This window comes from Corynebacterium pelargi (assembly GCF_014635485.1).
GTDB lineage: Bacteria > Actinomycetota > Actinomycetes > Mycobacteriales > Mycobacteriaceae > Corynebacterium > Corynebacterium pelargi.
Map to the genome: position 1 here is coordinate 64,294 of NZ_BMCX01000001.1, position 24,027 is coordinate 88,320.

Sequence of the window (24,027 nt, forward strand, 5' to 3'; positions counted from 1 at the left end):
TGTTTAAGGTAATCAGCCCCAGCGCCTCACGCTGCCTTGCCTAGCCTAACCTTAGTGCTTGGTAGTGCTGGGTGCGCGTAGCTCCGCTTCAGTGCGAACGAGCAGATAGATCAATACCGCCATCACCGCTGCGATGCCCCACACCGGCAAGAGTAATGCGAGCAAGGCTGCTAGGGGAATAGCCCACTGGAGGGTAGTTGGGGTTTGGCCTCGAAGGAGCAATGCCCAAACACCGAGCAGGAACACGGCCACCGGGATACCGACGGCGAGGTTGGATCCGAGAAAGCCAAGTTCGCTGTGACTGCTCAGATATCCCACCTGGGTTTCGATGCCCGCCGATACGGCTCCGGCGGCTGCAAAGATAAAGGCATGGCAGTACCCATAGCGAAGTGCGCTCGAAAGCCCGCGGATCTGCTTGTGGTGTGCTGGCCAAAAATAGACCCACCACATGCCGGCTGCAATGACAAAGCCGGCTACTGCAAGGCTCAGTAACGTCGCCATGTGCTGTTGTTCTTGAATAGCATCGGCGATGGCGTGGGCTGAACCGAGCAGGGATTCGCCAAGCAAGATGATGGTGAAAAGCCCATAGCGTTCTGTGATGTGGTGGGGATGCCACGTGGTTCGCCCTGCGCGCTCAGCAAAGACCGGAATGCAAAGTTCTAGTGCCATGAGCAGGAAGAACACCGGGACGCGGGTATGCTCTGGGATAAACGCCCAGGCCACCCATAGGATTTGGGCGAAGGTCAGCCCGGCGGCATAGGTTTTGGCCGCCTTTGCTGCATCGCCTCCGCATTGTGATGCACGCAACCATTGGCTTACGAGGGCAATGCGCATGATCACGAAGCCGATGATGGGAATAAGAAGGTTTTCTCCGTCAAAGAAAGCTTGAGATCCCACAGCGAGTACGAGCACGCCGAGCATCTGCACGAAGGTTAAGGTGCGAAAGAGCCAGTCGTCGTTATCAAAGGAGGTAGAAAACCAGGTGAAGTTCATCCAGGCCCACCAGATGCACAAGAACACCATGACAAAGCCGATCACTCCGTGAAGGACGTGGCCTTCGATGAGGGCGTGATGGAAATGTCCGCCGCCGATTGAGATGGCGATGACGAAGACGAGATCAAAGAAGAGTTCGAGGGGTGTGGCCGTGCGGTGAGCTTCCTTTGGATCGCGAGCTCGCATCGGCTTGAGGTAGTGGATCACGCTGGCAAGTGTATCCGGGTTCTAGTCTGAGCGGGCATCGCCAGCGATCTATTTTGACATAATGTACATTATCGGACAATTAACGCTGGTTTGGTGCGAGATGGGCCTATAAGAATGGATTAAGGGGCAACCAAGTGGTCACCCCTTTAACGTCACTGTGACGTTTCCTTATGTGTATAGGCCTTCTTCAGTTGCACCGCGGTGATAATCAAGAACACCACCGTCAACGCGAAGAGCCACCAGATGGATTGGAAGGCGCAAAAGATCGCCCAGATCACCAAACCTACGGTACGAAACCATAGCGCCGGCAACATCTTTTCACTCATGACTTCTCCAAGGTAAGCAAGACGTTCACATCGCCTTCCTCGGCGATCTGTGCTGCCACAAACTCAGGGCTTTCCACGCCGAAGTCATTGCGATTGATCCTGATGGTCGTAGAGATAATGATCTTGTCTCCATCGCGGACCACCTTGAAGGTTGGATCAACGTCTTGAGACTTGCCCTTAATGCTTAAGGTGCCTGGGATCTTCAGCTCGGACACGTTGGCCTGATCGTCGACGCCCGAAAGATCCACCGGCCCTGCAACCTCATAGGTTGCCTCCGGGTGCTCATCAGTCTTGAAGATCTTGGTGCGCACGTTGATATCACGCTTTTCCACGTCGGTCGATACTTGTGTCATATCAACAACAAAACGGCCGGATACAAGCTTCTCATTTTCAACAGTCGCTTGGCCTTCAACGTGCGTGGTTGAGCCCGAGGTCACCTTATCTTCCGCTGGCAAAGATTCTTCGAAGGTAAAGCCAACAGAACTATGGTTAGGCGCCTGCCCATACACCACGTGCCACACACCATTGACGTCGGTGGTTGCGGGCTTAGCCTTCGAGGCATCAAGCTCTTCAGTTTTAATGCCGGGGCCGGTAAAGAGCTGGTAAAGCACCAGACCTACAGCAAACAGGGCTAACACAACAATGGCGATCACCATCGTGATCACCACGGACTTGCGCCTTTTTTCCATGACTTCCCTACTACCTCGTTTGTTCAATCTGCTTAGCTAAGCTGACCAACTCATCGCATAATGCCGATAGCTCCTCAGAGCTTGCACCCTCTTGTGCCGCCGTCGCAATATCCTCGGCTGCACAGCGAAGCTCGAAAAGAGCATCTTTCAGGCCTGAAGCCTTCTGTGCCGAGAGCACCACTGCGTCAACCGGCAAGCGTTGCCCTTGCCTACCACTTCGCTGCTCATACGCCCTTTGGCGGCATGCATGGCTGCAATATTTTCGACGCCTGCCACGCGAATTTGGTTCCATTGGCTTTGCGCACCAAATACAAGTGGCATCTTTTTGGGGTGACATTGCTTATCAACTTTAGCGCGTCCGGGAACAAAGTGTGTACGAACGTGCGTTATAGTAAAAGATCTTAATGCCAGTCGAGGAAAGGACTGACCAACACTATGGCAGATCGTGTACTACGCGGCAGCCGCATGGGTGCAGTGAGCTACGAAACTGATCGAGACCACGACCTCGCACCACGTCAGATGGTTCGCTACAAAACCGACGCAGGCGAAGTTTTCGAAGTTCCTTTTGCCGATGACGCCGAAATCCCGAACACCTGGCTGTGCAAGAACGGCCAGATGGGCATGTTGGTGGAAGGTGAAGGCATCGAGGCCAAGCCAGCCAAGGCGCCTCGTACGCACTGGGACATGTTGCGCGAGCGTCGCAGCATCGAAGAACTCGACGTGCTTCTAGAAGAGCGCATCGAGCAGATCCGCAAACGTCGCCGTGATGCAGTGCGTCTGCTGAAGCAACAGCAGGAAGAGGCAGAGGCGGAGAAATCCAAGGAGTAACCCGCTTCTACTCCATCATCTGAAACCAAGACGGCAATGCCGCCTGCGGAATCCGCAGGCGGCATTGCCGTGTTCAGCGCTCGTAGTTTAGATCATCCACTTCTTGCGAAAACGCGCGATCTCATGTTTGGCTAGGCCGCCAACCACCTGGGCAAAGTGTTGTGCCTGTTCAGCGCGGTGCTGAACGCCCCATTTGGTCACCTCAGCCAAGGAATCTTTGACAAAGCTGCCATCGAGTTTCGACTCACCAATCTCGCGCTCAGTGAAGGTGATCGGAACTTCGCGGACATCAAAATCGGCTTGAATCACGCGGAAAGCAACTTCCACTTGGAAGATATAGCCCGCATTCGAAAGTGCATCCAGGTCTAGGTATTCGAGCACTTGGCGTCGAAAAGCTCGATAGCCAGCGGTCATATCCTTAATGCCGCCACCGAGAGCCAGGGAAATATACAGATTGCCGCCCTTAGACAGCAACCAGCGCTGCTTAGGCCAATTCACCACTTCCCCACCGGGGATATAGCGAGAACCGATCACCAAATCAGCGCCATCATCGATCTGTTCGAGCAGCAAATGAAGCTGCTCAGGGGCGTGGGAACCATCGGCGTCCATCTCACAGAGCACCTGATAATCGCGCTCCAGGCCCCAGCGGAAGCCGGCCATATAGGCCCCACAAAGCCCGCCTTTGCCCTCGCGGTGCAACACGAAGATGTGATCGTCGTGCTCGGCCAGGGAATCAGCAGCTTCGCCGGTGCCATCCGGGCTGTTGTCGTCGACGATGAGCACATCCACCTCAGGGTTTGCCTCACGCACACGCGAAGTAATCAGCGGGAGATTCTCCAGCTCATTGTAGGTGGGAATGATCACCAACGTGGCGTCACTGGGTTTGCTCATCGGCGGTTCCTGCTCCTTGTCAACCATGGAATACACAGACAGATAGCACCTATCATAACTAACCCAAGTTCTATTCCGCGGCCGATATGCACCGCAGGCGTCAGTGTGTTGCGTAACGGTACTTGTTCAATTAACACAGCCTGCTCAAAGATCCTGCTCTGCTGCACTACCGAGCCATCTGGTTGCACGATGGCAGAGACACCACTGGTGGCCGGCACCACCACCGCGCGGTCGAGTTCCAGGGCACGCATTCGGCTCATGGCCAATTGCTGGTAGGTCATATCACTAAAACCGAAGGTGGCGTTGTTCGTCGGTGTTGCCAACAGTTGGGCACCTGCCCTGACGGCATCGCGGCCTGCAGCATCGAAGGCAACCTCATAGCAGGTCGCAATACCAATGGCGATGCGCTTTCCAAGCAACGCCGCATCCACGTGGATCACGCCATCGCCATCGCCCGGTTTAAAATCACCGGCCAGATCCACTTTCTCGGAGAACAAGCGGAAGAAATCACGCCACGGCATCCACTCGCCAAAAGGCTGCAGATACTTCTTATTGTGATACTCCCCCGGGTTGCCTTCGGCATCGAAAGCTACCACCTGGTTGCGGGCACCAACGTCATCCCTGGTGACAGCCCCCACCACCACCGGTGCTTGGACTTCGGCGACGGCATCCCCAATGAGCGCCGATGCCCGGGGATCAGCGAAGGGATCAACATCGGCAGAATTTTCCGGCCAGATTGCCACATCAACGGGCTGATCAATGCCCATGGTTGCCTTGGCGTGATTTTCTAACACAGCCATGCGCTGAGCATTAAAGTCCAGACCCAAACGCGGCACATTGCCCTGCACCGCAGCAACAGTCACAGTATCCAGATCATCGGCACGCTCTGGTCGAATCATCGGCCAGGCACTTAGCAATAGCAACACCGCAACAACGCCACCGAGCATCTGGAAGCGTCGTGGCTGCGCGAAAACCGCTCGAACACCCTTCCAGATACACGCACCCAACACCGCCGTTGTGGCACTGACCAATGCTGGGCCACCAAGCGGGGCAAGATATGCCACCGGGCCGTCAATTTGGCCCCAGGCCAAGCGCACCCATGCGAAACCACCGAAGGGGACGTGGGAGCGGACGAACTCGACCAGCATGTACACCATGGCAAAGGCTAGAAAGCCTCCGCGAAGTTGCAGCACAGCGGGTGCCACCGCGCCAAGCACGAGAGAAAAGAGGCTTAAAAACACACACAGTGCCAGGTAGGGGCCGATGCCCACGAACTCGCCGATCCAGGGCAACAGCAGCACGTAGAGCACCATCGCGTGGCAAAAACCCATCAATGCGCCCACACGCCAGGTCGCCTGGTACACGCTGGCAATTAGCAGCGCGATGCCCAGCAGTGCTGCCCACCACCAGCCTAAAGGCTCATAGGAGGCGTAGATGCAGACCCCGGCGAGGGCACTGCAGATGATGCGCCAAAGAATGTTCAGCACGGGTGCGGTGCTAAGAGAGTTGTTAGCGCTCACCGGAGGTGCCGAAATCCTCAGGCCTGACGTTGTCTGTCCAGTGCTTCAAGGACTGCTCGTCTAAGGTCGGGGCATCCTCTTTGGCATCAACGACCCGAGGATCGAAGCTGCCGTAGCTGGCGCGCTGACGGTAGGCATTGGTGGCCTCGAAAGAGCGAACACCGAGATCTTCCACCTTGGCGCGCAGCTTCTTTGCCAAGGATTTGCGCACGACTGCTCGCGTGGGCGGAATGATGAGCAACAGGCCCAACACGGTGGTGACGAACCCAGGCATGGCCACGCCCATCGCACCGGCTGCGGTGAGTCCGATATCGCCGGCGGCTTTGCCAGGGCCTTCCTTGCCAGAAGCAAGCTTTCGGGCAATGCCACGCATCTCGAAGGCCGCCAGGAATAAGCCGAGGAAGAAGCACAGGATCAGCAGCAATAGTGCTGTTCCGACCCCGAGCCATTTGGCCACGGCCCAAAAGGCCACGGCCTCAATCAACATGTACGGCAGTGCGATGAATAAAGGCATGGCCACTACCCTACTCAAAGCTGTTTTCGGGGTGTGGAGCCAAGCCTTTTTCTGTGTCGTTTTAGGAGCCGTCTTCTTCCAACTTGCCTTCCATATCCAAGAAGGCCTGACGCAATGCGTCTAAGGATTCCGCACTGGGTGCTTCCCACAGCTTCCTATCGGCGGCCTCAAGCAGCCTTTCTGCGATGTCGCGCAGCGCCCAAGGGTTGGATTGCTCAAAGAACTCACGGTTTTCAGGCTCCTGCACATAGGTCTGCGTGAGTGTCTCGTACATCCAGTCCTCCATGAGCCCGGTGGTGGCATCGTAGCCAAAGAGGTAATCCACCGTAGCGCTCATTTCAAAAGCGCCCTTATAGCCGTGCTTGCGCATCGCCTCGATCCAGCGGGGATTGACCACGCGAGCGCGGAAGACTCGTCGGGATTCCTCATGCAAGGTGCGGGTCTTGACTGTCTCCTGGCGGGTGGAATCTCCCACATAGGCCTCGGGGTCATTACCGCTGAGCGCACGCACGGTGGCAACCATGCCGCCGTGGTATTGGAAGTAATCATCAGAATCGATGATGTCGTGTTCTTTCGAGTCCACGTTCTTTGCCGCGACCTTGATGCGTCGATAAGCATTGCGCATATCATCTGCCGCCTGCACACCGGGAAGATCTCGGCCATAGGCATAGCCACCCCAGTTGGTATAGACCTCCGCGAGGTCGTGATCGTCTCGCCAGTGGCCGGACTCGATGAGCTGCAACAAGCCAGCGCCATAGGTTCCCGGCTTGGAGCCGAAGATACGACGAACATGTGCTTGCTGCTGGTCTGCGCCTTGAGCCTGCTGGTCTTCGAGCATGTGGGCGCGCACGTAGTTCATCGACGCAGGCTCATCGAGCTGGGCAACCATCTGAATGGCATCGTCGATCAAGGCCAACACATGCGGGAAGGCATCGCGGAAGAATCCGGAGATGCGCACCGTGGTATCGATGCGAGGCCGACCAAGCTCTTCAAGGCTGATCAGCTCAAGGTTGACAACACGCCTGGAGGCCTCGTCCCAGATGGGGCGAACACCAAGCAGCGCGAAGACCTCGGCAATATCATCACCGGAGGTGCGCATGGCAGACGTGCCCCACACCGAAAGACCGACAGAACTTGGGTACTGCCCGTCGTGGTCATCGCGATAACGCTGAATCAAAGAATCCGCCAGCAACTGACCGGTTTCCCACGCAAGCCTCGAAGGCAGCGACTTTGGATCCACCGAGTAGAAATTACGCCCGGTTGGCAGCACATTGATCAGACCACGCATCGGGGAACCGGAAGGCCCTGCCGCAATGAACTCGCCATTGAGGGCTCGAAGGATTTGCTCAATCTCAGCCGCGGATCCATCAAGGCGCGGAATGATCTCCTGGCAGGCAAAGTGCAGCAGATGCTCCAAGGCTTGTGCATCGGTGCCTTCTGGCAGCGTCTGCTCCGCGATCACTTCAGCTACCGCATCGCTGGTCCAGTCGCGCTGCTCAAGGGCATCGAGCAACTGATAGGCGATGCGTTCTGCCTGATCAACCTCGGTGCGGGTGGCGTCACCGGATTCGTCCAAACCAAGGGATTCGCGCAGGCCCGGCACGGCCTGTTCGCCACCCCAGAGTTGGCGTGCGCGCAGCATGGCTAGCACCAACTCCACGCGAACTTCACCGCGTACCGCCTCGCCCAAGATGTGCAGGCCACCGCGGATAGCTGCGTCTTTGATCTCGCAGAGCCAGCCGTCGATTTCCATGAGCTTATCGTCGAAAGCGTCTTCCTCAGGGCGCTCATCCCAGCCTAAGTCGCGATCCATCTTCGCAGCTTGCAGCAGCGTCCAAATCTCCTGGCGAATCGCCGGCAGCTTTGCCGGATCCATGGCGGCAATATTTTGGTGCTCGTCGAGCAATTGCTCCAGGCGGGTGATATCGCCATAGGATTCCGCGCGAGCCATCGGCGGGATCATATGGTCTACCAAGGTGGCATGCGCGCGGCGTTTTGCCTGGGTGCCTTCACCCGGGTCGTTGACCAAGAACGGGTAGATCAGCGGCAGCTCGTGGATGGCTTGATCCGGGTAGCACTCCTGGGAAAGGCCTGCGTTTTTACCCGGCAGCCACTCCATATTGCCGTGCTTGCCCATATGCACAATCGCGTGGGCGCCAAAGACCTCGCGCAGCCAGTAGTAGGTGCCTAAGTAGTGGTGGTTGGCCGGAAGATCGGGGTCGTGGTAGATGCCCACGGGGTTATCACCAAAGCCACGCGGCGGCTGGATCATCACCACAACATTGCCAAATTGCAGGCCGGCAATGTAGATCTCTCCGGTCGCAGGGTGCACATAGTGCTCGCCCGGAGCCTTACCCCAGTGCTCCTCCATCTCCTCACGCATTGCTTGAGGCAGGGTGTTAAAGAAGGCCAAGTAATCTTCTTTAGCCAGCTTGAGGGGGTTATTGGCCAACACTTCCTCGGTGAGCCATTCGGGGTCGTGCCCACCGGCTTCGATGATGGCATGCATGAGCGCATCGCCATCGTGCTCACCATCGGCTGATCGATAGCCAGGAATCGCCTGCACATCTCCCAGGTCGTAGCCTGCCGTGCTCAAGGCCTCAAGCACCCTGAGCGTGGATACGGGCGTATCCAAGCCCACCGCATTACCAATACGCGCATGCTTGGTGGGATACGCCGAAAGCATGAGCACGATCTTCTTATCGGCGTTGTTCACGCTGCGAAGCTGTCCATGGCGCACAGCAATTCCAGCCAGGCGGCTGCAACGTTCCTGATCGGGGACGTAGGCAATCAGGCCGTCTGCATCGTATTCCTTGAAGCTAAAGGGCACGCTAATGAGGCGTCCATCAAATTCAGGCACCGCAATTTGGGTGGCAACGTCCAGAGGAGACAAGCCCTCATCATTGTCCTCCCACTCCTTGCGGGTATTGGTTAGCGCGAGGCCTTGGATGATGGGGATATTCAACTCGGCAAGTTTGGCCACATCCCAGGCTTCATCATCGCCACCGGCTCCTGCGGTTGCGGGCTTGGTGCCACCGGCTGCCAGCACCGTGGTGATCAACACATCGCATTGCCCAAGCTGTTCAAGCAAAGCCTCGGGGGCTTGGCGCAGCGAGGCCGCGAAGAAGGCGCGCGGTTGGCCACCGGCTTCGGCGACGGCCTCCACCAACGCCTCCACGTAGGCGGTGTTGCCGGCCAGGTGCTGGGCACGGTAGTAGACAATGCCAACGCGAGGCCCACCCGCGCCAGCATCAGCCTGGGCAGCAGATTCGGCCACCAAAGGGTGATCCAGGGTGCCCCACAGCGGAAGGTGCTGTGGCTGTTCAAAGCCATAGCCGGTGAGCAGCAGCGTGTCGGAGAGGAAGCGGTAGAGGTGCTCAAGGTTGCTGGCACCACCTTCAGCCAAGTAGGTGTGCGCTGTGGTCACGACACCGGCAGGAGGGGTGGAAAGCTCGGTAAGCTCGGCATCTACCGCAAGCTCACCGGAGACCACCACCAGGGGGATGCCCGATTGCTGGAGTTGGCGCAGGCCTTCTTCCCAAGCTCGTTTGCCACCGAGCAAACGCACCACCACCACATCAGAATCTTCGATGATCTGGTCTAATTGCTGGGTATTCAGGTGGTTCGGGTTGGCAAAGTGATACTCGACTTCCGGGGCGGCATTGGCTGCCTTGGCGGTAAGAAGATCGGTATCGGAGGTCGAAAGCAGCGTGATCACAGCGAGTTTGGTCCTTTTCTAAACGGGTTGCGCGCCCGGTTGGATGCACAGACAAAGGCGAGCAGCGTAATCGTCTGACTTTCACAGTGGCGCGACCGTCCCGGAATTGCACCGGTGTTGATTATCGCTTCGCGGTAGCACCTACCCTAGCGCATAGCGAAGTGCAGATTGTGTTAGATACCACCCTGATCTGAACAGCGGAAACCTCAGGTGTGTCAGTTTTCACCCCCGGCCTTTTTGGCGCCTTGCGTGAAGATACGTCCTGATCAGCGCAGTATTCGGCATATTCGACCACCGTGGCACCTCACGCCTGCCTAAGCGTTAGCATGGCAGACATGACTAGCGAGCCCATGCAATTAGTGGCACATCCAGATCGCACCCGCGGCGATATGTGCCCGGGAGCCTTGACACTGCACCACGCTGCCGATGGCGCGATTGGCCGCATCCGTTTCCCTGGCGGCAGGGTGCGCAGCCAGGATTGGGCCGAGATCGCAGCGATTTCCAAGGAGCTTGGCGACGCCACCGTCCACATCACCACCCGTGGCAACATGCAATTTCGCGGGGTCGGTGACGAGCAAGCCTTCGGCGAACGCGTAGAAGCAGCAGGCTTTTTGCCCTCCCGAGCACACGACAAGATCCGCAATATCCTCGTCTCTCCCCTCAGCCCCCAACTCTGGCAATTCAGCGAGGCTTTGGATAACGCGCTGCTTTCCAATGAGGTGGTCGCCGGCCTTTCCGGCCGCACGCTCTTCGGTTTCGATAACGGCAGCGGCGACATCTTGAGCCAACGCCCAGACTTCGGCGTCCAACACACCCCGGATGGTTTCGATCTCATGCTCGGTGGCAAAGACGCTGGCATGCGCATCGGCGATGCAAAGCAGGTCGTGCCGCTGATGGTGGCGGCAGCACAACACTGGCAGCAGATGAGGCAGCGCACCTGGCGCCTCCAAGAAAACGCTGAGGTGCGAGAGCGGATCGTCGAAAAGCTCCAAAGCGAGTTTGATCTTCTACCCCACCAGCGCAGCTTGGCTATTCACGAAGGTTCTGCGCGCCCTGTGGGATGGATCCAAGATGGCGATACGGTCGCGCTGGGGGCCGGCTTAAGATTCGGCTTCTTAAGCGCCAAGGCCGCCGAAATGCTCGCTATTATCGGCGCCGATACCGCCATTACTCCCTGGGCATCGTTGGTGATCCACGGGTTAAGCGAAGGCGATGCTGAAGCAGTCGTGCGCGTGATGGCTCCGCAGGGGCTGATCTTTGATGCAAACTCCCCCTGGCTCAAAGTCACCGCCTGCACCGGCCTGCCGGGATGCGAGAAGTCCCTTTCGAATACCCAAGCCGATGCCAAAGCCTTGGTTTCTTCCGGTGAAGCAATCGAGGGGCTTGTACACTTTTCGGGGTGCGACCGCCGCTGCGGTCACCCACTGTCCGCGCACACCGAATACGTTGCCACCGGCGACGGCGAATACGAGGTAGCCCAACGATGAGCAGCTCACCTTTGAGCTTTGAATATGAAACTGATGGCAACGAGATTTATCGCCAATCTTTTGCCATGATCCGCGAAGAATCCAAGCTCGATGGCTTCGATCCCCAACAGCAAACCGTGGCTGTTCGCATGATCCATGCCGCAGGAGAGGTGGATCTGGCCGCAGATATCGACTTCAGTGACGGCCTCGTGCATGCCGCCCGCGGTGCGCTCAACGCCGGTGCGCCAATCTTGTGCGACGTGAATATGGTGGCAAGCGGAGTGACCCGCAAGCGCCTGCCTGCCGATAACCAGGTGCACTGCCTGCTCAAAGACGAACGCACCTTGAGCCTGGCCAAAGAACTCGGCACCACCCGCAGTGCTGCAGCCGTAGAGCTGTGGGAACCGATGCTCGACGGTGCTGTGGTGGCCATCGGCAACGCTCCAACAGCCCTGTTCCACCTGCTGAACTACCTCGCCGCCGATGCCTCACGCCCCAGGCCAGCCGCTATTTTAGGTATCCCGGTGGGCTTCGTTGGCGCAGCGGAATCGAAACAAGCCCTAAGCGAAGTCGCTGCTTCTTTGGGCACGGAATACCTCACCGTGCATGGCCGTCGCGGAGGCTCAGCCATTACCTGCGCCGCCATTAATGCCCTGGCTACCGAGCAGGAGATTCTGCGATGAGCGCCAAGCTTATAGGCGTTGGCGTAGGCCCAGGCGATCCCGAACTGCTCACCATCAAAGCAGCACGCGCCATCCAAGAAGCCGATGTAATCGCCTATCACTGCAAGCCCGGCGGCAGCTCTACCGCGGCTGCCATCGCCTCGGAATATATCCGCGAAGATCAAATCCAGGAAGTCCTCGAATACCCTGTCACCACCGGCAGCACCGACCACCCCGGTGGGTATGCCGGAGCCCTGGCAGATTTCTACGCCCAGGCCACCAACACCTTGGCCAACCACCTCGCCGAGGGGCACACCGTTGCAGTGCTCGCCCTAGGCGACCCAATGCTCTATAGCTCCTACCAGCACCTCCATCGCGCATTAGCTGCCGATTACCCCGCAGAAATCATCCCCGGTATCCCCTCCGTTACTGCCGCAGCCGACGTGCTCGGCCAGCCACTTAGCGAAGACAAAGAAACCGTAGCCATCCTGCCTGGAACCATGGAGCCCGAAGCCCTGGCCAATCACCTCAGGCTGGTCGATGCAGCAGTGGTCATGAAACTGGGCAGGCGATTCCAATCGGTGCGCCAGGCCATGATTGACGCGAAGGTGGCCGATCGCGCCTATGTAGTGGTGCGAGCCACCATGGACGATCAGCGCATCATCCCCCTGCTTGAGGCAAGTGCCGAAGACGTACCTTATTTCTCCGTAGCCGTGGTGCCATCGGCGGTGGCTGCTACCTCGCCGCAGCACGCCGATGCCCAAGGCGAAGTAGTCGTGCTTGGTTTAGGCCCAGGCGCCCAGCGCTGGACCACGCCCGAGGTGCTGGCCGAATTGCGCACAGCCGATGACGTTGTGGGCTATTCCACCTATGTGCGCCGCGTGCCGGAACGCGCCGGGCAGCGCCGCCACCTTTCCGATAACAAGGTTGAGGCCGAACGCGCAGCGATGGCCTTGGATCTAGCCAAACGTGGCCGCAAGGTTGCGGTGGTTTCCTCCGGCGATCCAGGCGTGTTTGCCATGGCCGCGGCTGTGCTTGAGGTAGCTGAAGACCCCCAATTTATCGAGGTTCCCGTGCGGATCATTCCGGGGATGACGGCAGCGCAGGCTGTTGCTTCCCGCGTGGGTGCGCCCCTGGGGCACGATTTTGGCATGGTGTCTTTATCCAACCGGCTCAAGCCCTTTGAGATTGTCGAGCGCCGTGTGCGTGCCCTTGCCGGGGCCGATATGGCCTTCGCCTGCTATAACCCCGCCTCTAAGGAGCGCCGTTGGCAGCTAGCCAAGGTGGCCGAGATCGTGGCTGAATTCCAGGCGCCTTCTACCCCGGTGATCGTGGCCAGAGCTGTGGGCTCGGATGCCGAGCAGGTGAGGATCGTGCCCCTGGCCGACTTCGACCCGGAGGTGGTAGATATGCGCACCATGGTCATCTTCGGGGCCTCCACCACCCGCCAATATGAAGCACCCCAGGGCACCAGGGTGTACACCTCCAGGTACTACACCTAGAGCTTTTCGACGACCCCAAGCACAGCTTGGGGTGAGTGCACCTCAACGGTGACCGGCGCAAGGCTTGGTCTGCGAATCAACACAACATCGATACCCAGCATGCGGGCTGCTTCGATTTTGGCGTAGGTCATCTCGCCGCCGGAGTTTTTGCTGACCACCACATCAATTTGGTTATCCACCATGAGCTTCTTTTCGCTATCGAGGCTAAAAGGCCCGCGGGAAAGAATCACTCGGTTCCTCGGTGGCAGCGCCACCTTTGGTGGATCTACAGCCCGGATGACGTAGAGGTTATGGGGATCATTGGCAAAGGGAGCCAAGTGCTGGCGCCCGATGCTTAAGAAAATATGGTGGTAGTCGCGCGCTACGAGCGCAGCGGCATCTTCTACCGAATCGACCTCACGCCAGCGATCCTTCGGCTGTGCCCGCCAGGGCTTGCGGTGCAAACCAATCAACGGGATGCCCGTGGCTCTGCTTGCCTCAGAGGCCGAAAGGCTGATTTTCTCCGCATAGGGGTGGGTGGCATCAATGATCACTTCGACTCCGGAGGTAATCAGCCAACGCGCCAGGCCTGCAGGCCCGCCAAAACCACCGATACGCACTTCGCCTACCGGTAAGGCGGGATTGGCCACCCTGCCTGCCAAAGAACTTGTGACATGCCAACCGCGCTCTTGCAGCAACTTCGCAGTTTCGCGGGCTTCTTTAGTGCCACCGAGAATTAACGCACGCACGGAATCGTCCTTCCTTCGGCATCGCGGGGGCGATCATCTGAGTAGAGATAAGAATCCGGGAAGCCTTCGGCACCTAGTACCGATCCCACCACAATCACCGCGGTGCGGCTAATACCTGCATCACGAACCTGCTGGGCGATATCTCCGAGCTGGCCGCGCAAGATCGTCTCTTCGGGGCGGCTGGCAAAGGCCACCACTGCTACCGGGCAGTGCGCTCCGTATTCAGGCAATAGTTCCTCCACCACACGCTCGATATCGTGTGCAGCAAGGTGGATACACAAGGTGGCATGGCTTTGCGCCAGCGTTGCTAAATCCTCGCCTTCAGGCATCGCCGAGGCGCGACCGGAAATGCGCGTTAAAATCACCGTCTGCCCCACCGTGGGCACGGTGAGCTCGTGGCCAAGGCTTGCCGCAACAGCAGCAAAAGCAGGCACGCCGGGAACGATCTCGTAGTCGATTCCGGCTGCACTTAAACGCCGGGCCTGTTCTGCCAGCGCAGAATAGATGGATGGGTCGCCAGACTGCAGGCGCGCAACGTCTTTGCCCTCGGCGTGAGCCTGTTGGATCACTTCCATGATGGAATCCAGGGGCATGCGCGCAGTATTAATCAGCCGTGCTCCCTCAGGGGCTTCTTCCAAGACCTCTTGAGGCACAATTGACCCAGCATAAAGGCACACCTCGCAGCGTTGAATGAGCTTCTGGGCACGCAAAGTAAGCAGATCTGCTGCGCCAGGGCCTGCGCCAATGAAATACACCGTCATTAAGAATTCACACCTTCAACATTTGCTTTTTCTACCACCCACTGCATCACCGGCAGCGCGGGCTTTTGGGCACTAAAACGGCCAATATGGTGCTGGGTAGCAATCTGGATCGTATGCAGCTCACCACCATAACGATGCTGCAGTTCAACCAGCATGCTCATCGATTCGTTGGTCACACCATTTGCCACGAGCCTGCCGCCGGGCTTGAGTGCACGCCAGGAGGCATCAAAGACCTCTGCTTGGGTTAAACCACCACCAATAAACACCACATCGGGTGAAGGAGCCTGCTCAAAGCTCTCCGGTGCACTACCGAGCAATGTCAGACGATGGCTCACACCAAAGGCCGCTGCATTTGCTTTGAGCATCTCGCTGCGGCGCTCATTGGCTTCAAAAGCAACAACCCTGCACTCTGGCTCCAAGCGCAGGCACTCAATGCCGATGCTGCCAGAACCTGCGCCGACATCCCAAAGCCTTTGGCCGGCACTCGGCGCAATGGCTGCCACACTCAAAGCCCGAACATGGCGTTTACTAATCTGCCCATCGTGCTGGAACGTATCATCTGGCCTGCCCGGCGCCTTGGATTCAAGCCGCATCGACGGTGCTAACTCGATGGCGATGACATTTAGGGAGCTTTCCACCTTCGGAGGGATCAGCGTGGTGCCGTGCTGGTGTTGCTCATCTTGGCTCCCAAGATCACTGAGCACACTGATGCGAGCCTCAATGCCGTGGTGGGCCAGCAATTGGCAAATCTTCAACGGCGAGGATTCATCACGGCCAAGCACCAGGCTGCGACGGTGTTGGCGCGCAAACAACAGCACAGCTTCCAGCGGCTCGGTAGTCAGGCTCAGCACGGGGGTGTGCTCGACTGCCCAACCCATTCGAGCGCAGGCCAAAGAGGCACTCGATGCATGTGGAATCACGTGCATCTCCCAGCCTTGGAGTTCCCGGTGCAAGGTGGTGCCAATGCCGTGGAACATCGGATCCCCAGACCCTAAGACCACCACCTTTTTGTGTGTGAGTTGTTCAAACATCGGCACAATGGCGGGACGAAGCGGCGATGGCCAGGGGCGCTTTTCTGCGGTGTGCGAATCGTCGAGCAGGTTTAATTGGCGCCACGACCCGATAATCACATCGGCCTGGCGCAAGGCATCAAGGGCACTATCGCCCAGTTCAGCAAAACCTGCGGCAGGCAGCCCGACAATGGTGATGCACTGTTGAGGATCACGCGCCATAGGCTGCATCGCGTGTTCGACTTCTCGCGTCGAATGCTGGGGCTGGGGCACATTCATAGTGCACGATATTACCCACCGACTTAGGCGCCAATGGCAACCACTCCGCGCCGAATGGCATCAATGGCCTGCCTGGCACACCGCTGCACATCAGCGGTGTAGGCCGTTTTTCGTACTTGCTCAAGCAGGTCGATCACTTGGCGGGACTGGCGCACAAAATCACCAGGAGAAAGCTCGGCACCCGAGGCTGCCGCTGCCTGGATGCAATAGCCCAAAGGAGCACCCGAGGTCCATTGGTGCATCGCCAAAGCAAAACCGGGGTCGGGCTCTTTGGAAATGGGCAGCTTATGGGCTCGCTCATCCACACTGAGTTCTTCCCACAAGCGCACGGTGTTATTCATGGCCAGAGCCATTGGCTCGGTGGCAGCCTCTGGTTCTCCCCGGGTTTCCCTGCGCGTTTCAAAGGTGCACATGCTCACCACACCGGCGAGTTCCGCTGGATCGAGCTCATTCCAGATCCCGCGCTTGAGGCACTGGGCCACCAGCAAATCGGATTCGCTGTGGATCTTGGCTAGACGTTCGCCCTCATCGCTTACCTGGGGTTCGCCTTGCTCAAGCTCGACATAATCCAGATACGTCAACAGCCCTAAGATGCGATCGAATTGCTGGCCCAAGCTATCGGTGGCGCCGGCAATAGCGCTGTTTAAGGCCTCAATCTTCTTCGTGGCACTGGCGTACTCATCGGCTTCACGCACAAAGGCTTCGCGATCAGCCCAATGATGCACTGGATGCGCCTTCATCTGCTCACGCAAACGCTTCTGGGCGGTGTTTGGGCGATGCCTGGGGGTAAGTTTCAGGCTCTTCGGGCGCTGCTTATCAAACTTTGCCAAGGTTTTCGCCGCCATTTGGGCGTGCTTCTTTGGCTTAGCCACCACCGGCCGAGGTACTCGCATCTGGCCTACCACCACAGGTGGTACGGCGAATTGGCTGATATCAAGCCGGCCTGCCCACCCGTCTTCTAAGACGATAAATGGGCGCGGATCCTTTTGGCTCTTGGCCGGTTGCACCACAACGGCAAGTGGTGGGCGACGTTTGGCGGGTAAGGCGAGGACGTCGCCAAGCTGTACTGATGCAAGCACCTTGCGTACCTCAAGGGTGCGATCCTCTTTGGCCTGGCGGTGAGCACGCTTTTCCTCAGCACTTAAGCGCTGGCGGATTTCGACGTACTCGACTAATTCCTCCAAGGGCTGCTCGCTCGGTGGCGAAAGACGCTCTACCAGCGCCAGCAACTTCTCGCGACCTTGAGCCTGACGCTGCTTGGCCTGCTCTAAAGCGCGCACCTCCCCCACCACGGAACCATCGGCCTGGAATTGGGCAAAGGACATATCGATCAATCGGTGTGCCGCATCAAAACCGATGGACTTTAAAAGGTTCACCGACATGTTGTAGCCGGGGGCAAAGGTGGAGTTCAGAGGATAGGTGCGCGTGGAAGCTAAACCAGCTACTTGGTGCGGATCCATCGCAGGCGACCACAACACCACAGCATTGCCGATCGTATCGATGCCACGCCTACCGGCTCGCCCGGTTAATTGCGTGTACTGGCCAGGGGTGAGATCAACATGCCCTTCGCCATCGTATTTCACCAGCTTTTCAAGCACGACGGTGCGCGCAGGCATATTAATACCAAGCGCCAAGGTTTCGGTGGCGAATACCGCTCGCACGAGGCCTTGGACGAACAAAGCCTCCACCACATGGCGAAACGCCGGCAACATCCCGGCATGGTGCGCCGCAAATCCGCGCTGTAGTGCCGCTTTCCATTGGCGGAAGCCAAGCACCTTCAAATCAGCCTCGGGGATCTCGGCGACGCCTTCATCCACGATCTCTCCAATGAGCTTGGCTTCTTCATCGGTGGTGAGCACCAGGTGAGAACGCAGACACTGATGCAGCGCCGCATCGCAGCCTGCGCGGGAGAAAATGAAGGTAATGGCAGGCAGCATGTCCTGCTCCTGCAAAATGTCCAGCACCTCTGGCCGCCCAAGCGGGCGATAACGATCCTGGCGCCTTGGGGCACCACTGCGTGAGGAGTGCTGGGCTTTTGCGCCGCTGCGGGCACGGAATCCGCCGCTGGATGCGCGTTTGAGATCATCGCCTTCAATGCGCTGGATATGCGAAACCAAACGCTCATTCACATCGGAAGGAGTGCCTTCTTCAAACAGTGGGTGCACGCGTTTGCCCACCATCATCCACTGCCGCAAAGGAATGGGTCGATGCTCATCCACGATCACTTCAGTGTCACCGCGAACGGTATTTAACCAACGCCCGAACTCCTCTGAGTTACTCACGGTGGCAGAAAGACCGATCACTCGAACATGCTCGTCGAGGTTCAGGATTGCTTCTTCCCACACCGCGCCACGGGAGCGATCTGCAAGGAAGTGGATCTCGTCCATCACCACGTGGCTCAGGCGATCAAGGGTGCTTGATTGCGCATAGAGCATGTTGCGAAGCACCTCGGTGGTCATCACCACCACATCGGCATCGTGGTTGATCGAGACATCACCGGTAAGTAGGCCCACGTTTTCCTCGCCGTGGACCTCTACTAAGTCATGGAATTTCTGGTTACTTAAAGCCTTAATCGGGGTGGTGTAAAAGCACTTGGTACCTCGAGCAAGGGCGAGGTAGACGGCGAATTCGCCCACGATGGTTTTACCTGCACCGGTGGGCGCACAGACTAAGACCCCTCGATCATCTTCGATTGCCTCACAGGCGCGAAATTGAAAAGGATCAAGGGGGAAAGACTGGCGGGCTTGGAATTGCTCGAGGTGTGTAGCCATGATGCCCTTTAGGCTACAAGGTGTTGGCAGAAGAAGTTAGATCACGTCGTCGAAATCGCTTCGATCCTGCAGGCTTGAAGCGCCACCGCTGGTACTACTGGGCTTTGCGATGCTACTTGGTGCTGCGATGGGCCCAGAGCTTTGCACGGAACCAGATCCATAGATGCTGCCGGAGGACGTAACCGGACCAGATGGGCCGATCGGGCCTGAGGCACCAACGCTGCCGGATGGGCCAACGTAGCCGGAATCGGCATCAAGCGGGGTGGATTCATCATCGGCAACATCCATCCACTCGGGGCGATGGATCTTCCGGCGCTTGTCGTTAAAGCGCATGAACTGGAAGGAAAGCTCCACTAGCAGTGAGAGCGCACCACCAAGCACCGTCATACCCACCATGTCCTGGCCTGGAGTGACGATGGCGGCCAGCACAAACAGCGCCATCATAATAAAGCGCCGCTTGCCCTTCACGGCCTCGTAGTGCAACACACCCACCATGTTTAATGCCACCACAAAGAGCGGCACCTCGAAGCTGATGCCAAAGATCACCAGCGAGTTCAGCAGGAACTTAAAGTACAGCGCACCGGAAAGCGCGGTGATCTGCACATCGCGGCCCATGCTCAGCAGGACTTCCAGGCCGATGGCGATGACCCAGTAGGCAATTACGGTGCCGAGCACAAACAGGGCCACGGCGATGCTTAAGAAGATCATGCTGATGCGGCGCTCGTTTTTGAGCATGCCGGGTGCGACGAATCCCCAGATCTGCCAGAGCCATACCGGTGAGGAAAAGACGATGCCGGCGAGCGCGCCCACTTTAAGACGCAGCATGAACATCTCAAAAGGAGCAGTGGCGATCAGGCGACATTCGCCATCGTTGGAAAGGTCAGCGCGATAATAATCCGGCAAAGAACAATAGGGGCCGCGCAGAATATCGCCAAGCGATGGGATGGGGCCGAAGGATTGTTGATACCAGATAAAGCCGAGCACGGTGCCGAAGGCGATGGCGATTAAAGCACGCACCACGCGGGTGCGGAGTTCTTGGAGGTGCTCCACCAAAGACATATCGGCCTGGGGGTTGCGCTTTGCCTTGCGCTTGCCCACTTTTAGCCTTGTGCGCGGTGCCTCGAAACCTTCGCCGGTGCTCATCGTCTCTTTTCGCTTTGCTGTTGCAAAAAGCTCCCCGACATCCCTGGTGCAGATGCCGGGCAGCCCAAGAGCGCACTACGTAGCCATTTTTGCTACATAGGCGCTGCGGTGATTCTTATTGCTGGTATGGGTGCTGATTCTGGGGCTGTTGCACCTGTTGAGCCTGAGGAGGCTGCACCTGGGGCTGCTGCTGGCTGGGGGCCGGGGCATCGATTTGGCGCTGTTGAGCCTCATAACGCTCGTCGTCGTTGCTCATTTCCTTCATCTCCGATTTGAAGATGCGGGCCGAGCGACCAATCGAACGTGCTGCATCAGGCAGCTTCTTCGCGCCGAAGAGGAGCACAAAGAGCAAGACGATAATCGCAATTTCCATGGGGCCGATTGACATGCCGGCTTCCTTTCTGCCTTGAGTGCAGATCGACGTTGTTGCTACAACGCACCTTTTTTGGCGCGTTTATGGTTGTTCATCATACGCGTTGAGCCCATCAAGCGCGCGTTGGGCAAGCGATTGGCAAAGCTGTGTCGGTGAATCAACCCACGCCCGGTCGGCATTACTCAACACGAAACGCTCCAACCACTCCGCCGAAGCCACCGGCACGGTGATGTGAATGAGCTCTTCATAGGCCACATCGATCGTTTCAATCTGGTCTAAAATCCACGCAGCCTCCGGCAACACACTCAACTCGGCGCGCTGTTGTACTGCCTGCAACCCGAAGGGATCCTCGGGTGAAAAACGCGCGCTTTCCAAGCTGAGATGCGGGGTGGCTTTGGCATCGCTGAGCTCAACGTGCTGCATCCTATCGGTGCGAAAGGTCCGGTGCGTGCCCAGATCTGCCACATAGGCCTTGATATAGGTGGCGCCCTTGGCACTCAGCACCGCAGCCACGCTCACCTGATGCTGCCTGGTTTCACCGATGGAGTTTTGATACTGGAACCGAAGCTGGCGTTTTTGCTCAAGCGCCTGATTAATCGCAGCCAGCACCTCATTGCGTTCCAGTGGCTGATCTAAGGCAGAGATATCAAAGCCTGCATCGGTATTCCCCAGATAGCGCCGCAGCTTTTCTGATACCGACTGCACCACCTCACTTGGAGCCATGCCGGGCATCTGCTGCAGGGTCTGCATGGCCAGCAACAGCGATCCGGCTTCTAAGGAGGTAAGCCTCAAGGGGGTATCGAGGCCGAGATCATTAATCACCTCTACCCCACGGTTTTCCACCTTCAGATCAAAAAGCTCATCCGGGTATTGGCCAAACCCGCAGGTGGTAAGCAGATAGCTATCCTCTTTGAGCTGGGCTATATCTACGCCTAGATCAGCAGCCGCCGTGCTTAGCGCCACCCCAGGGTGTTGTTGCCAGTACTGCACCAGGTTGAGCACGCGCACCAGGTCCGCCAACTTGCCCGAGCGATGCGTTGATTGCGCCGAGGTCATGGCTTTCCCCCTTGCTGTTGATTGTGATGCTGGTAGGCACTTCTTAACAGCTCGATTACTTCTTGGCGCACGTCTTCTGGCTCAACGATGACCACTTCGGGCGAGAGTGCCGCGGCTTGGCGGATGAGTTCATCACGGTCGGCGTCGACAAGCTTGAACATTCCATGCTCGCGCAGGGCCTTCTCGCTTAGAGGATTGCTGGTGCTGGAGCGAAACCGCACGGTGGTGGTGCTTCGTTGCTGGCGAAGGAGGCTTTGCACGATTTCGGCAGCTTCCTGCCTGCTTGGCACCGGGTGTGTTCTGCTTTCAGCTTTTCGACGCACCTGGCTTATCCGCGTCATGCGGAAACTTCTGGGAGCCTGCCTATCAAGATCAAAGCCCACCAAATAGTGGCGATCTTTCACCGCGATGATGTGCCACGGCTCCAAAGTTCTTTCAACGGCAGGGTCGTTGGGGTTGCGCCGGTAGAGAAAACTCAACGCGCTATCTTTGCTAAATGCCTGCAAGATCCGCTCATAATCCTCGCCACTAATGGCGGCATCGTCGCCAAAGGCCTGCAAGGGACTTGCTTGGGTCAAATGCTCCTGGGAGGCGGCAATCTTGGTCCAGCCGGCTCGCGATAACGCAGCGATATGAGTACCGGTGCCAAGCTTGGCGGCAAGTGCTACCACCTGGGCTTCTTCACGGCTAAAGGCGATGGCCTCGCGGTGAACATTTGCATCGTTGAGCCGGTATTGATGCGCTTTGCCAGATTCACTCAACACCTCAATCGGGGCGCCGGCTTTGATCAGCAGCAACACATCCAAGTACAGCCTGCGCGCAGGATCTTGTTGTTGCTGATACACCGGCAGCCGCTCGATCAACCAGGTGGAATCCACCGGCCCGCCGTGGCGCTTGGCGTGATGATCCAAGGTGGCCAATAAGTTCAGTACGCGCTCGGCCACCGCCTGGTTTTTCGTTTTGGCGCTAGAGTGTTTCGCTGCCATCTTCGGCCTTCTGCCCATGATGGGTGCGCATGTATTCCAGCAGGTTAGTTACCTGATCGCTGTGTGCTTGCAAAGGATCGGATAACTCAACGATCTGTGGCTCTGGCCTGAGCACCTTCAGCCGTACCCAATCGCATGCCACGGGGGCGTCGAGGCGCTGCGCCTGGCTCAAGAAGGCCCCTCGGAGTGCGGCGCGGGTGGTAGTCGGAGCGTTGTTCATTGCGCGCTCGATGGCTGCATCGTCGATCCACCGCGCGAGCGTGCCCTTAGCTTCCAGGGTAAGAAAGAGGCCGCGGCCAGGGCGAATATCGTGATAGGCGAGGTCGATCTGCTGCAGCTTCGGATGGTTGAAATCTTCTTGCTCGAGCCCTAGGCGCTGCTGGAATTGCCGCAACAACTTCAACTTGATGGCCCAATCCACCTCGGTGCTGATCGCATCGAGATCGCCAGCCTCAATCGCATCGAGCACCTTCGTCCACAGCGCAACGACCTTGCGCATCTCTTCGGTGGGAGTGCCCTGATCGGGGCGTTGTTCAAGCCACTGCTGAGCAGCACGGCAATAGCGACGTTGAATTTCTAGGGCGCTCAGCGTGGAGCCATCGGCCAACGCCACCTCTACCCTGCCGGTGGTATCGCGGCTGATATCGCGGATCGCCTGCATCTCCTGGGCTAAGGCATCCACTGGCAAGGCAATACCGGCCTCAATCATCTCTAACACGAGGTGGGTTGCACCCACCTTCAGCGCCATGGAGGTCTCCGACATATTGGAGTCGCCCACAATCACATGCAGCCGGCGGAAACGATGAGAATCCGCATGCGGTTCATCGCGAGTGTTAATGATCGGACGCGAACGCGTGGTAGCGCTGGAAACACCCTCCCACACGTGATCCGCACGCTGAGAAATCTGGAAGCGTCCGTCTTGGATGCTGCCAGCACCGCAGATGAGCTGACGGGTAATCAGAAACGGCAGCAATTGTTGGCCGAGGGTTTTGAGTACGGCGGAGCGCCCAACGAGATAGTTTTCATGGCAGCCATAGGAGTTGCCGAAGGAGTCGAGATTATTTTTCAGCAGATACACTCTGCCGCCGATGGACTCTTTGGCGAGTTTGGCTTCAGCCTGCCGTGCGAGATCATCGACGATCCTGTCCCCCGCACGCTCCTGGGCGATAAGTCCAGCAAGGGTATCGCATTCGGCGGTAGCGACCTCAGGGTGGCTTCCCACGTCCAGATAGAGGCGAGCACCGTTTTCTAGAAACACATTGGAACTCGACCACTTATCCACTACCGGCCTGAACATATAGCGCGCAATTTCTTCGGCGGGGAGGCATTTTTCCCCACCATCGTGCACGCAGGTGATGCCGTATTCGGTTTCTACGCCAGTGACGCGCCGAGCGAATACCTGCTGGCTCATTGCTTATTGCCCACCTTTTTGCACATAGGAGCGAACAAACTCCTCGGCATTGTTTTCTAACAGCCCATCAATTTCATCGAGCAGATCATCAACCCCCTCGGTGTTGATCTGCACCTGGCCTGCCTGCGCCTCAAGCGAAGGCTCTTCACCCTTGCCCCCGCCGGAGGAATATACCTGCGATCCGCCCATATTT

At 57.9% G+C, this 24,027-nt stretch carries 22 protein-coding genes; 4 read left to right on the forward strand and 18 right to left on the reverse strand.

The genetic code is table 11. The annotated features are described in order from the left end of the window. Positions 1-51: 51 nt before the first annotated feature. From IEU99_RS00295 to IEU99_RS00310, 4 genes are all read right to left on the reverse strand, one after another. Positions 52-1,200, reverse strand: a complete 1,149-nt coding sequence (locus IEU99_RS00295; RefSeq protein ID WP_229718323.1) for a low temperature requirement protein A — start codon at positions 1,198-1,200, stop codon at positions 52-54. Positions 1,201-1,352: 152 nt separating this feature from the next. After that, positions 1,353-1,526, reverse strand: a complete 174-nt coding sequence (locus IEU99_RS00300) for a hypothetical protein (RefSeq protein WP_164931157.1) — start codon at positions 1,524-1,526, stop codon at positions 1,353-1,355. After that, on the reverse strand, positions 1,523-2,215 hold the full coding sequence (locus IEU99_RS00305) for a YceI family protein (protein WP_128889862.1): 693 nt from the start codon (positions 2,213-2,215) through the stop codon (positions 1,523-1,525). The genes IEU99_RS00300 and IEU99_RS00305 overlap by 4 nt, the downstream gene beginning before the upstream one ends. 10 nt (positions 2,216-2,225) lie before the next feature. Next, complete coding sequence (locus IEU99_RS00310) at positions 2,226-2,552, reverse strand: hypothetical protein (protein ID WP_128889861.1); 327 nt, start codon at positions 2,550-2,552, stop codon at positions 2,226-2,228. A gap of 98 nt (positions 2,553-2,650) precedes the next feature. On the opposite strand from IEU99_RS00310, the gene IEU99_RS00315 reads away from it, so the two are divergent. Further along, positions 2,651-3,043, forward strand: coding sequence for an RNA polymerase-binding protein RbpA (locus IEU99_RS00315; protein ID WP_128889860.1), 393 nt, complete (start codon positions 2,651-2,653; stop codon positions 3,041-3,043). Positions 3,044-3,130: 87 nt separating this feature from the next. Here the strand turns inward: IEU99_RS00315 and IEU99_RS00320 are convergent, their stop codons facing one another. The 4 genes from IEU99_RS00320 to cobN all read right to left on the reverse strand — a co-directional run bounded on the left by IEU99_RS00320 (position 3,131) and on the right by cobN (position 9,686). Continuing rightward, positions 3,131-3,934 carry a polyprenol monophosphomannose synthase gene (locus tag IEU99_RS00320; RefSeq protein ID WP_128889859.1) on the reverse strand — a complete coding sequence of 268 codons (804 nt, stop codon included), beginning with the start codon at positions 3,932-3,934 and terminating at the stop codon, positions 3,131-3,133. After that, positions 3,931-5,421, reverse strand: a complete 1,491-nt coding sequence (lnt, locus tag IEU99_RS00325) for an apolipoprotein N-acyltransferase (RefSeq protein ID WP_229718324.1) — start codon at positions 5,419-5,421, stop codon at positions 3,931-3,933. The genes IEU99_RS00320 and lnt overlap by 4 nt, the downstream gene beginning before the upstream one ends. Positions 5,422-5,443: 22 nt before the next feature. Further along, complete coding sequence (locus tag IEU99_RS00330; RefSeq protein ID WP_128889858.1) at positions 5,444-5,968, reverse strand: FxsA family protein; 525 nt, start codon at positions 5,966-5,968, stop codon at positions 5,444-5,446. 61 nt (positions 5,969-6,029) lie between these two features. Then, complete coding sequence (cobN, locus tag IEU99_RS00335) at positions 6,030-9,686, reverse strand: cobaltochelatase subunit CobN (RefSeq protein WP_128889857.1); 3,657 nt, start codon at positions 9,684-9,686, stop codon at positions 6,030-6,032. 326 nt (positions 9,687-10,012) lie between these two features. Here cobN and IEU99_RS00340 point away from each other — a divergent pair, with 326 nt between their 5' ends. From IEU99_RS00340 to cobJ, 3 genes are read left to right on the forward strand one after another with little or no spacing between them, the layout of a single operon-like run. Then, on the forward strand, positions 10,013-11,173 hold the full coding sequence (locus IEU99_RS00340) for a ferredoxin-like domain-containing protein (protein ID WP_128889856.1): 1,161 nt from the start codon (positions 10,013-10,015) through the stop codon (positions 11,171-11,173). 11 nt (positions 11,174-11,184) lie between these two features. Next, positions 11,185-11,835 carry a precorrin-8X methylmutase gene (locus IEU99_RS00345; protein WP_128890822.1) on the forward strand — a complete coding sequence of 217 codons (651 nt, stop codon included), beginning with the start codon at positions 11,185-11,187 and terminating at the stop codon, positions 11,833-11,835. Further along, positions 11,832-13,316 carry a precorrin-3B C(17)-methyltransferase gene (gene cobJ, locus IEU99_RS00350; protein ID WP_128889855.1) on the forward strand — a complete coding sequence of 495 codons (1,485 nt, stop codon included), beginning with the start codon at positions 11,832-11,834 and terminating at the stop codon, positions 13,314-13,316. Before IEU99_RS00345 ends, cobJ begins: the two co-directional genes overlap by 4 nt. Here cobJ and IEU99_RS00355 read toward each other — a convergent pair. From IEU99_RS00355 to IEU99_RS00400, 10 genes are all read right to left on the reverse strand, one after another. After that, positions 13,313-14,044 carry a cobalt-precorrin-6A reductase gene (locus IEU99_RS00355; protein ID WP_128889854.1) on the reverse strand — a complete coding sequence of 244 codons (732 nt, stop codon included), beginning with the start codon at positions 14,042-14,044 and terminating at the stop codon, positions 13,313-13,315. The genes cobJ and IEU99_RS00355 overlap by 4 nt on opposite strands. Then, positions 14,032-14,805: a precorrin-4 C(11)-methyltransferase gene (gene cobM, locus IEU99_RS00360; RefSeq protein WP_128889853.1), complete on the reverse strand. Its 774-nt coding sequence runs from the start codon at positions 14,803-14,805 to the stop codon at positions 14,032-14,034. The genes IEU99_RS00355 and cobM overlap by 13 nt, the downstream gene beginning before the upstream one ends. After that, a complete protein-coding gene (gene cbiE, locus IEU99_RS00365) occupies positions 14,805-16,094 on the reverse strand; it encodes a precorrin-6y C5,15-methyltransferase (decarboxylating) subunit CbiE (protein ID WP_229718325.1) in 1,290 nt (429 codons plus the stop codon). The genes cobM and cbiE overlap by 1 nt, the downstream gene beginning before the upstream one ends. 23 nt (positions 16,095-16,117) lie before the next feature. Next, on the reverse strand, positions 16,118-18,865 hold the full coding sequence (locus tag IEU99_RS00370) for a DEAD/DEAH box helicase (protein WP_128889852.1): 2,748 nt from the start codon (positions 18,863-18,865) through the stop codon (positions 16,118-16,120). Positions 18,866-18,901: 36 nt separating this feature from the next. Next, a complete protein-coding gene (gene tatC / locus IEU99_RS00375) occupies positions 18,902-20,008 on the reverse strand; it encodes a twin-arginine translocase subunit TatC (protein WP_128889851.1) in 1,107 nt (368 codons plus the stop codon). 115 nt (positions 20,009-20,123) lie between these two features. Then, on the reverse strand, positions 20,124-20,396 hold the full coding sequence (gene tatA, locus IEU99_RS00380; RefSeq protein ID WP_123960231.1) for a Sec-independent protein translocase subunit TatA: 273 nt from the start codon (positions 20,394-20,396) through the stop codon (positions 20,124-20,126). A gap of 66 nt (positions 20,397-20,462) precedes the next feature. Then, entirely contained in the window at positions 20,463-21,437 is a 975-nt protein-coding gene (locus IEU99_RS00385; RefSeq protein WP_128889850.1) for a WYL domain-containing transcriptional regulator, read from the reverse strand. Beyond that, entirely contained in the window at positions 21,434-22,423 is a 990-nt protein-coding gene (locus IEU99_RS00390) for a helix-turn-helix transcriptional regulator (protein ID WP_164931156.1), read from the reverse strand. The genes IEU99_RS00385 and IEU99_RS00390 overlap by 4 nt, the downstream gene beginning before the upstream one ends. Then, on the reverse strand, positions 22,404-23,834 hold the full coding sequence (gene pafA, locus IEU99_RS00395; RefSeq protein ID WP_128889848.1) for a Pup--protein ligase: 1,431 nt from the start codon (positions 23,832-23,834) through the stop codon (positions 22,404-22,406). Before pafA ends, IEU99_RS00390 begins: the two co-directional genes overlap by 20 nt. A 3-nt stretch (positions 23,835-23,837) precedes the next feature. Beyond that, positions 23,838-24,023 (reverse strand): ubiquitin-like protein Pup, encoded by a 186-nt coding sequence (locus IEU99_RS00400; RefSeq protein ID WP_128889847.1) that lies wholly within the window; start codon positions 24,021-24,023, stop codon positions 23,838-23,840. Between the last annotated feature and the right edge of the window lie 4 nt (positions 24,024-24,027).

What these genes read in the sequence shown, in the direction of transcription:
- IEU99_RS00300 (WP_164931157.1), bottom strand. Translation starts at nt 1,526, where the DNA reads ATGAGTGAAAAGATGTTGCCGGCGCTATGGTTTCGTACCGTAGGTTTG.
- IEU99_RS00305 (WP_128889862.1), bottom strand. Translation starts at nt 2,215, where the DNA reads ATGGAAAAAAGGCGCAAGTCCGTGGTGATCACGATGGTGATCGCCATT.
- IEU99_RS00310 (WP_128889861.1), bottom strand. Translation starts at nt 2,552, where the DNA reads ATGTCACCCCAAAAAGATGCCACTTGTATTTGGTGCGCAAAGCCAATG.
- IEU99_RS00315 (WP_128889860.1), top strand. Translation starts at nt 2,651, where the DNA reads ATGGCAGATCGTGTACTACGCGGCAGCCGCATGGGTGCAGTGAGCTAC.
- IEU99_RS00320 (WP_128889859.1), bottom strand. Translation starts at nt 3,934, where the DNA reads ATGAGCAAACCCAGTGACGCCACGTTGGTGATCATTCCCACCTACAAT.
- IEU99_RS00330 (WP_128889858.1), bottom strand. Translation starts at nt 5,968, where the DNA reads ATGCCTTTATTCATCGCACTGCCGTACATGTTGATTGAGGCCGTGGCC.
- IEU99_RS00340 (WP_128889856.1), top strand. Translation starts at nt 10,013, where the DNA reads ATGGCAGACATGACTAGCGAGCCCATGCAATTAGTGGCACATCCAGAT.
- cobJ (WP_128889855.1), top strand. Translation starts at nt 11,832, where the DNA reads ATGAGCGCCAAGCTTATAGGCGTTGGCGTAGGCCCAGGCGATCCCGAA.
- cobM (WP_128889853.1), bottom strand. Translation starts at nt 14,805, where the DNA reads ATGACGGTGTATTTCATTGGCGCAGGCCCTGGCGCAGCAGATCTGCTT.
- cbiE (WP_229718325.1), bottom strand. Translation starts at nt 16,094, where the DNA reads ATGAATGTGCCCCAGCCCCAGCATTCGACGCGAGAAGTCGAACACGCG.
- IEU99_RS00370 (WP_128889852.1), bottom strand. Translation starts at nt 18,865, where the DNA reads ATGGCTACACACCTCGAGCAATTCCAAGCCCGCCAGTCTTTCCCCCTT.
- tatC (WP_128889851.1), bottom strand. Translation starts at nt 20,008, where the DNA reads ATGAGCACCGGCGAAGGTTTCGAGGCACCGCGCACAAGGCTAAAAGTG.
- tatA (WP_123960231.1), bottom strand. Translation starts at nt 20,396, where the DNA reads ATGTCAATCGGCCCCATGGAAATTGCGATTATCGTCTTGCTCTTTGTG.
- IEU99_RS00385 (WP_128889850.1), bottom strand. Translation starts at nt 21,437, where the DNA reads ATGACCTCGGCGCAATCAACGCATCGCTCGGGCAAGTTGGCGGACCTG.
- IEU99_RS00390 (WP_164931156.1), bottom strand. Translation starts at nt 22,423, where the DNA reads ATGGCAGCGAAACACTCTAGCGCCAAAACGAAAAACCAGGCGGTGGCC.
- pafA (WP_128889848.1), bottom strand. Translation starts at nt 23,834, where the DNA reads ATGAGCCAGCAGGTATTCGCTCGGCGCGTCACTGGCGTAGAAACCGAA.
- IEU99_RS00400 (WP_128889847.1), bottom strand. Translation starts at nt 24,023, where the DNA reads ATGGGCGGATCGCAGGTATATTCCTCCGGCGGGGGCAAGGGTGAAGAG.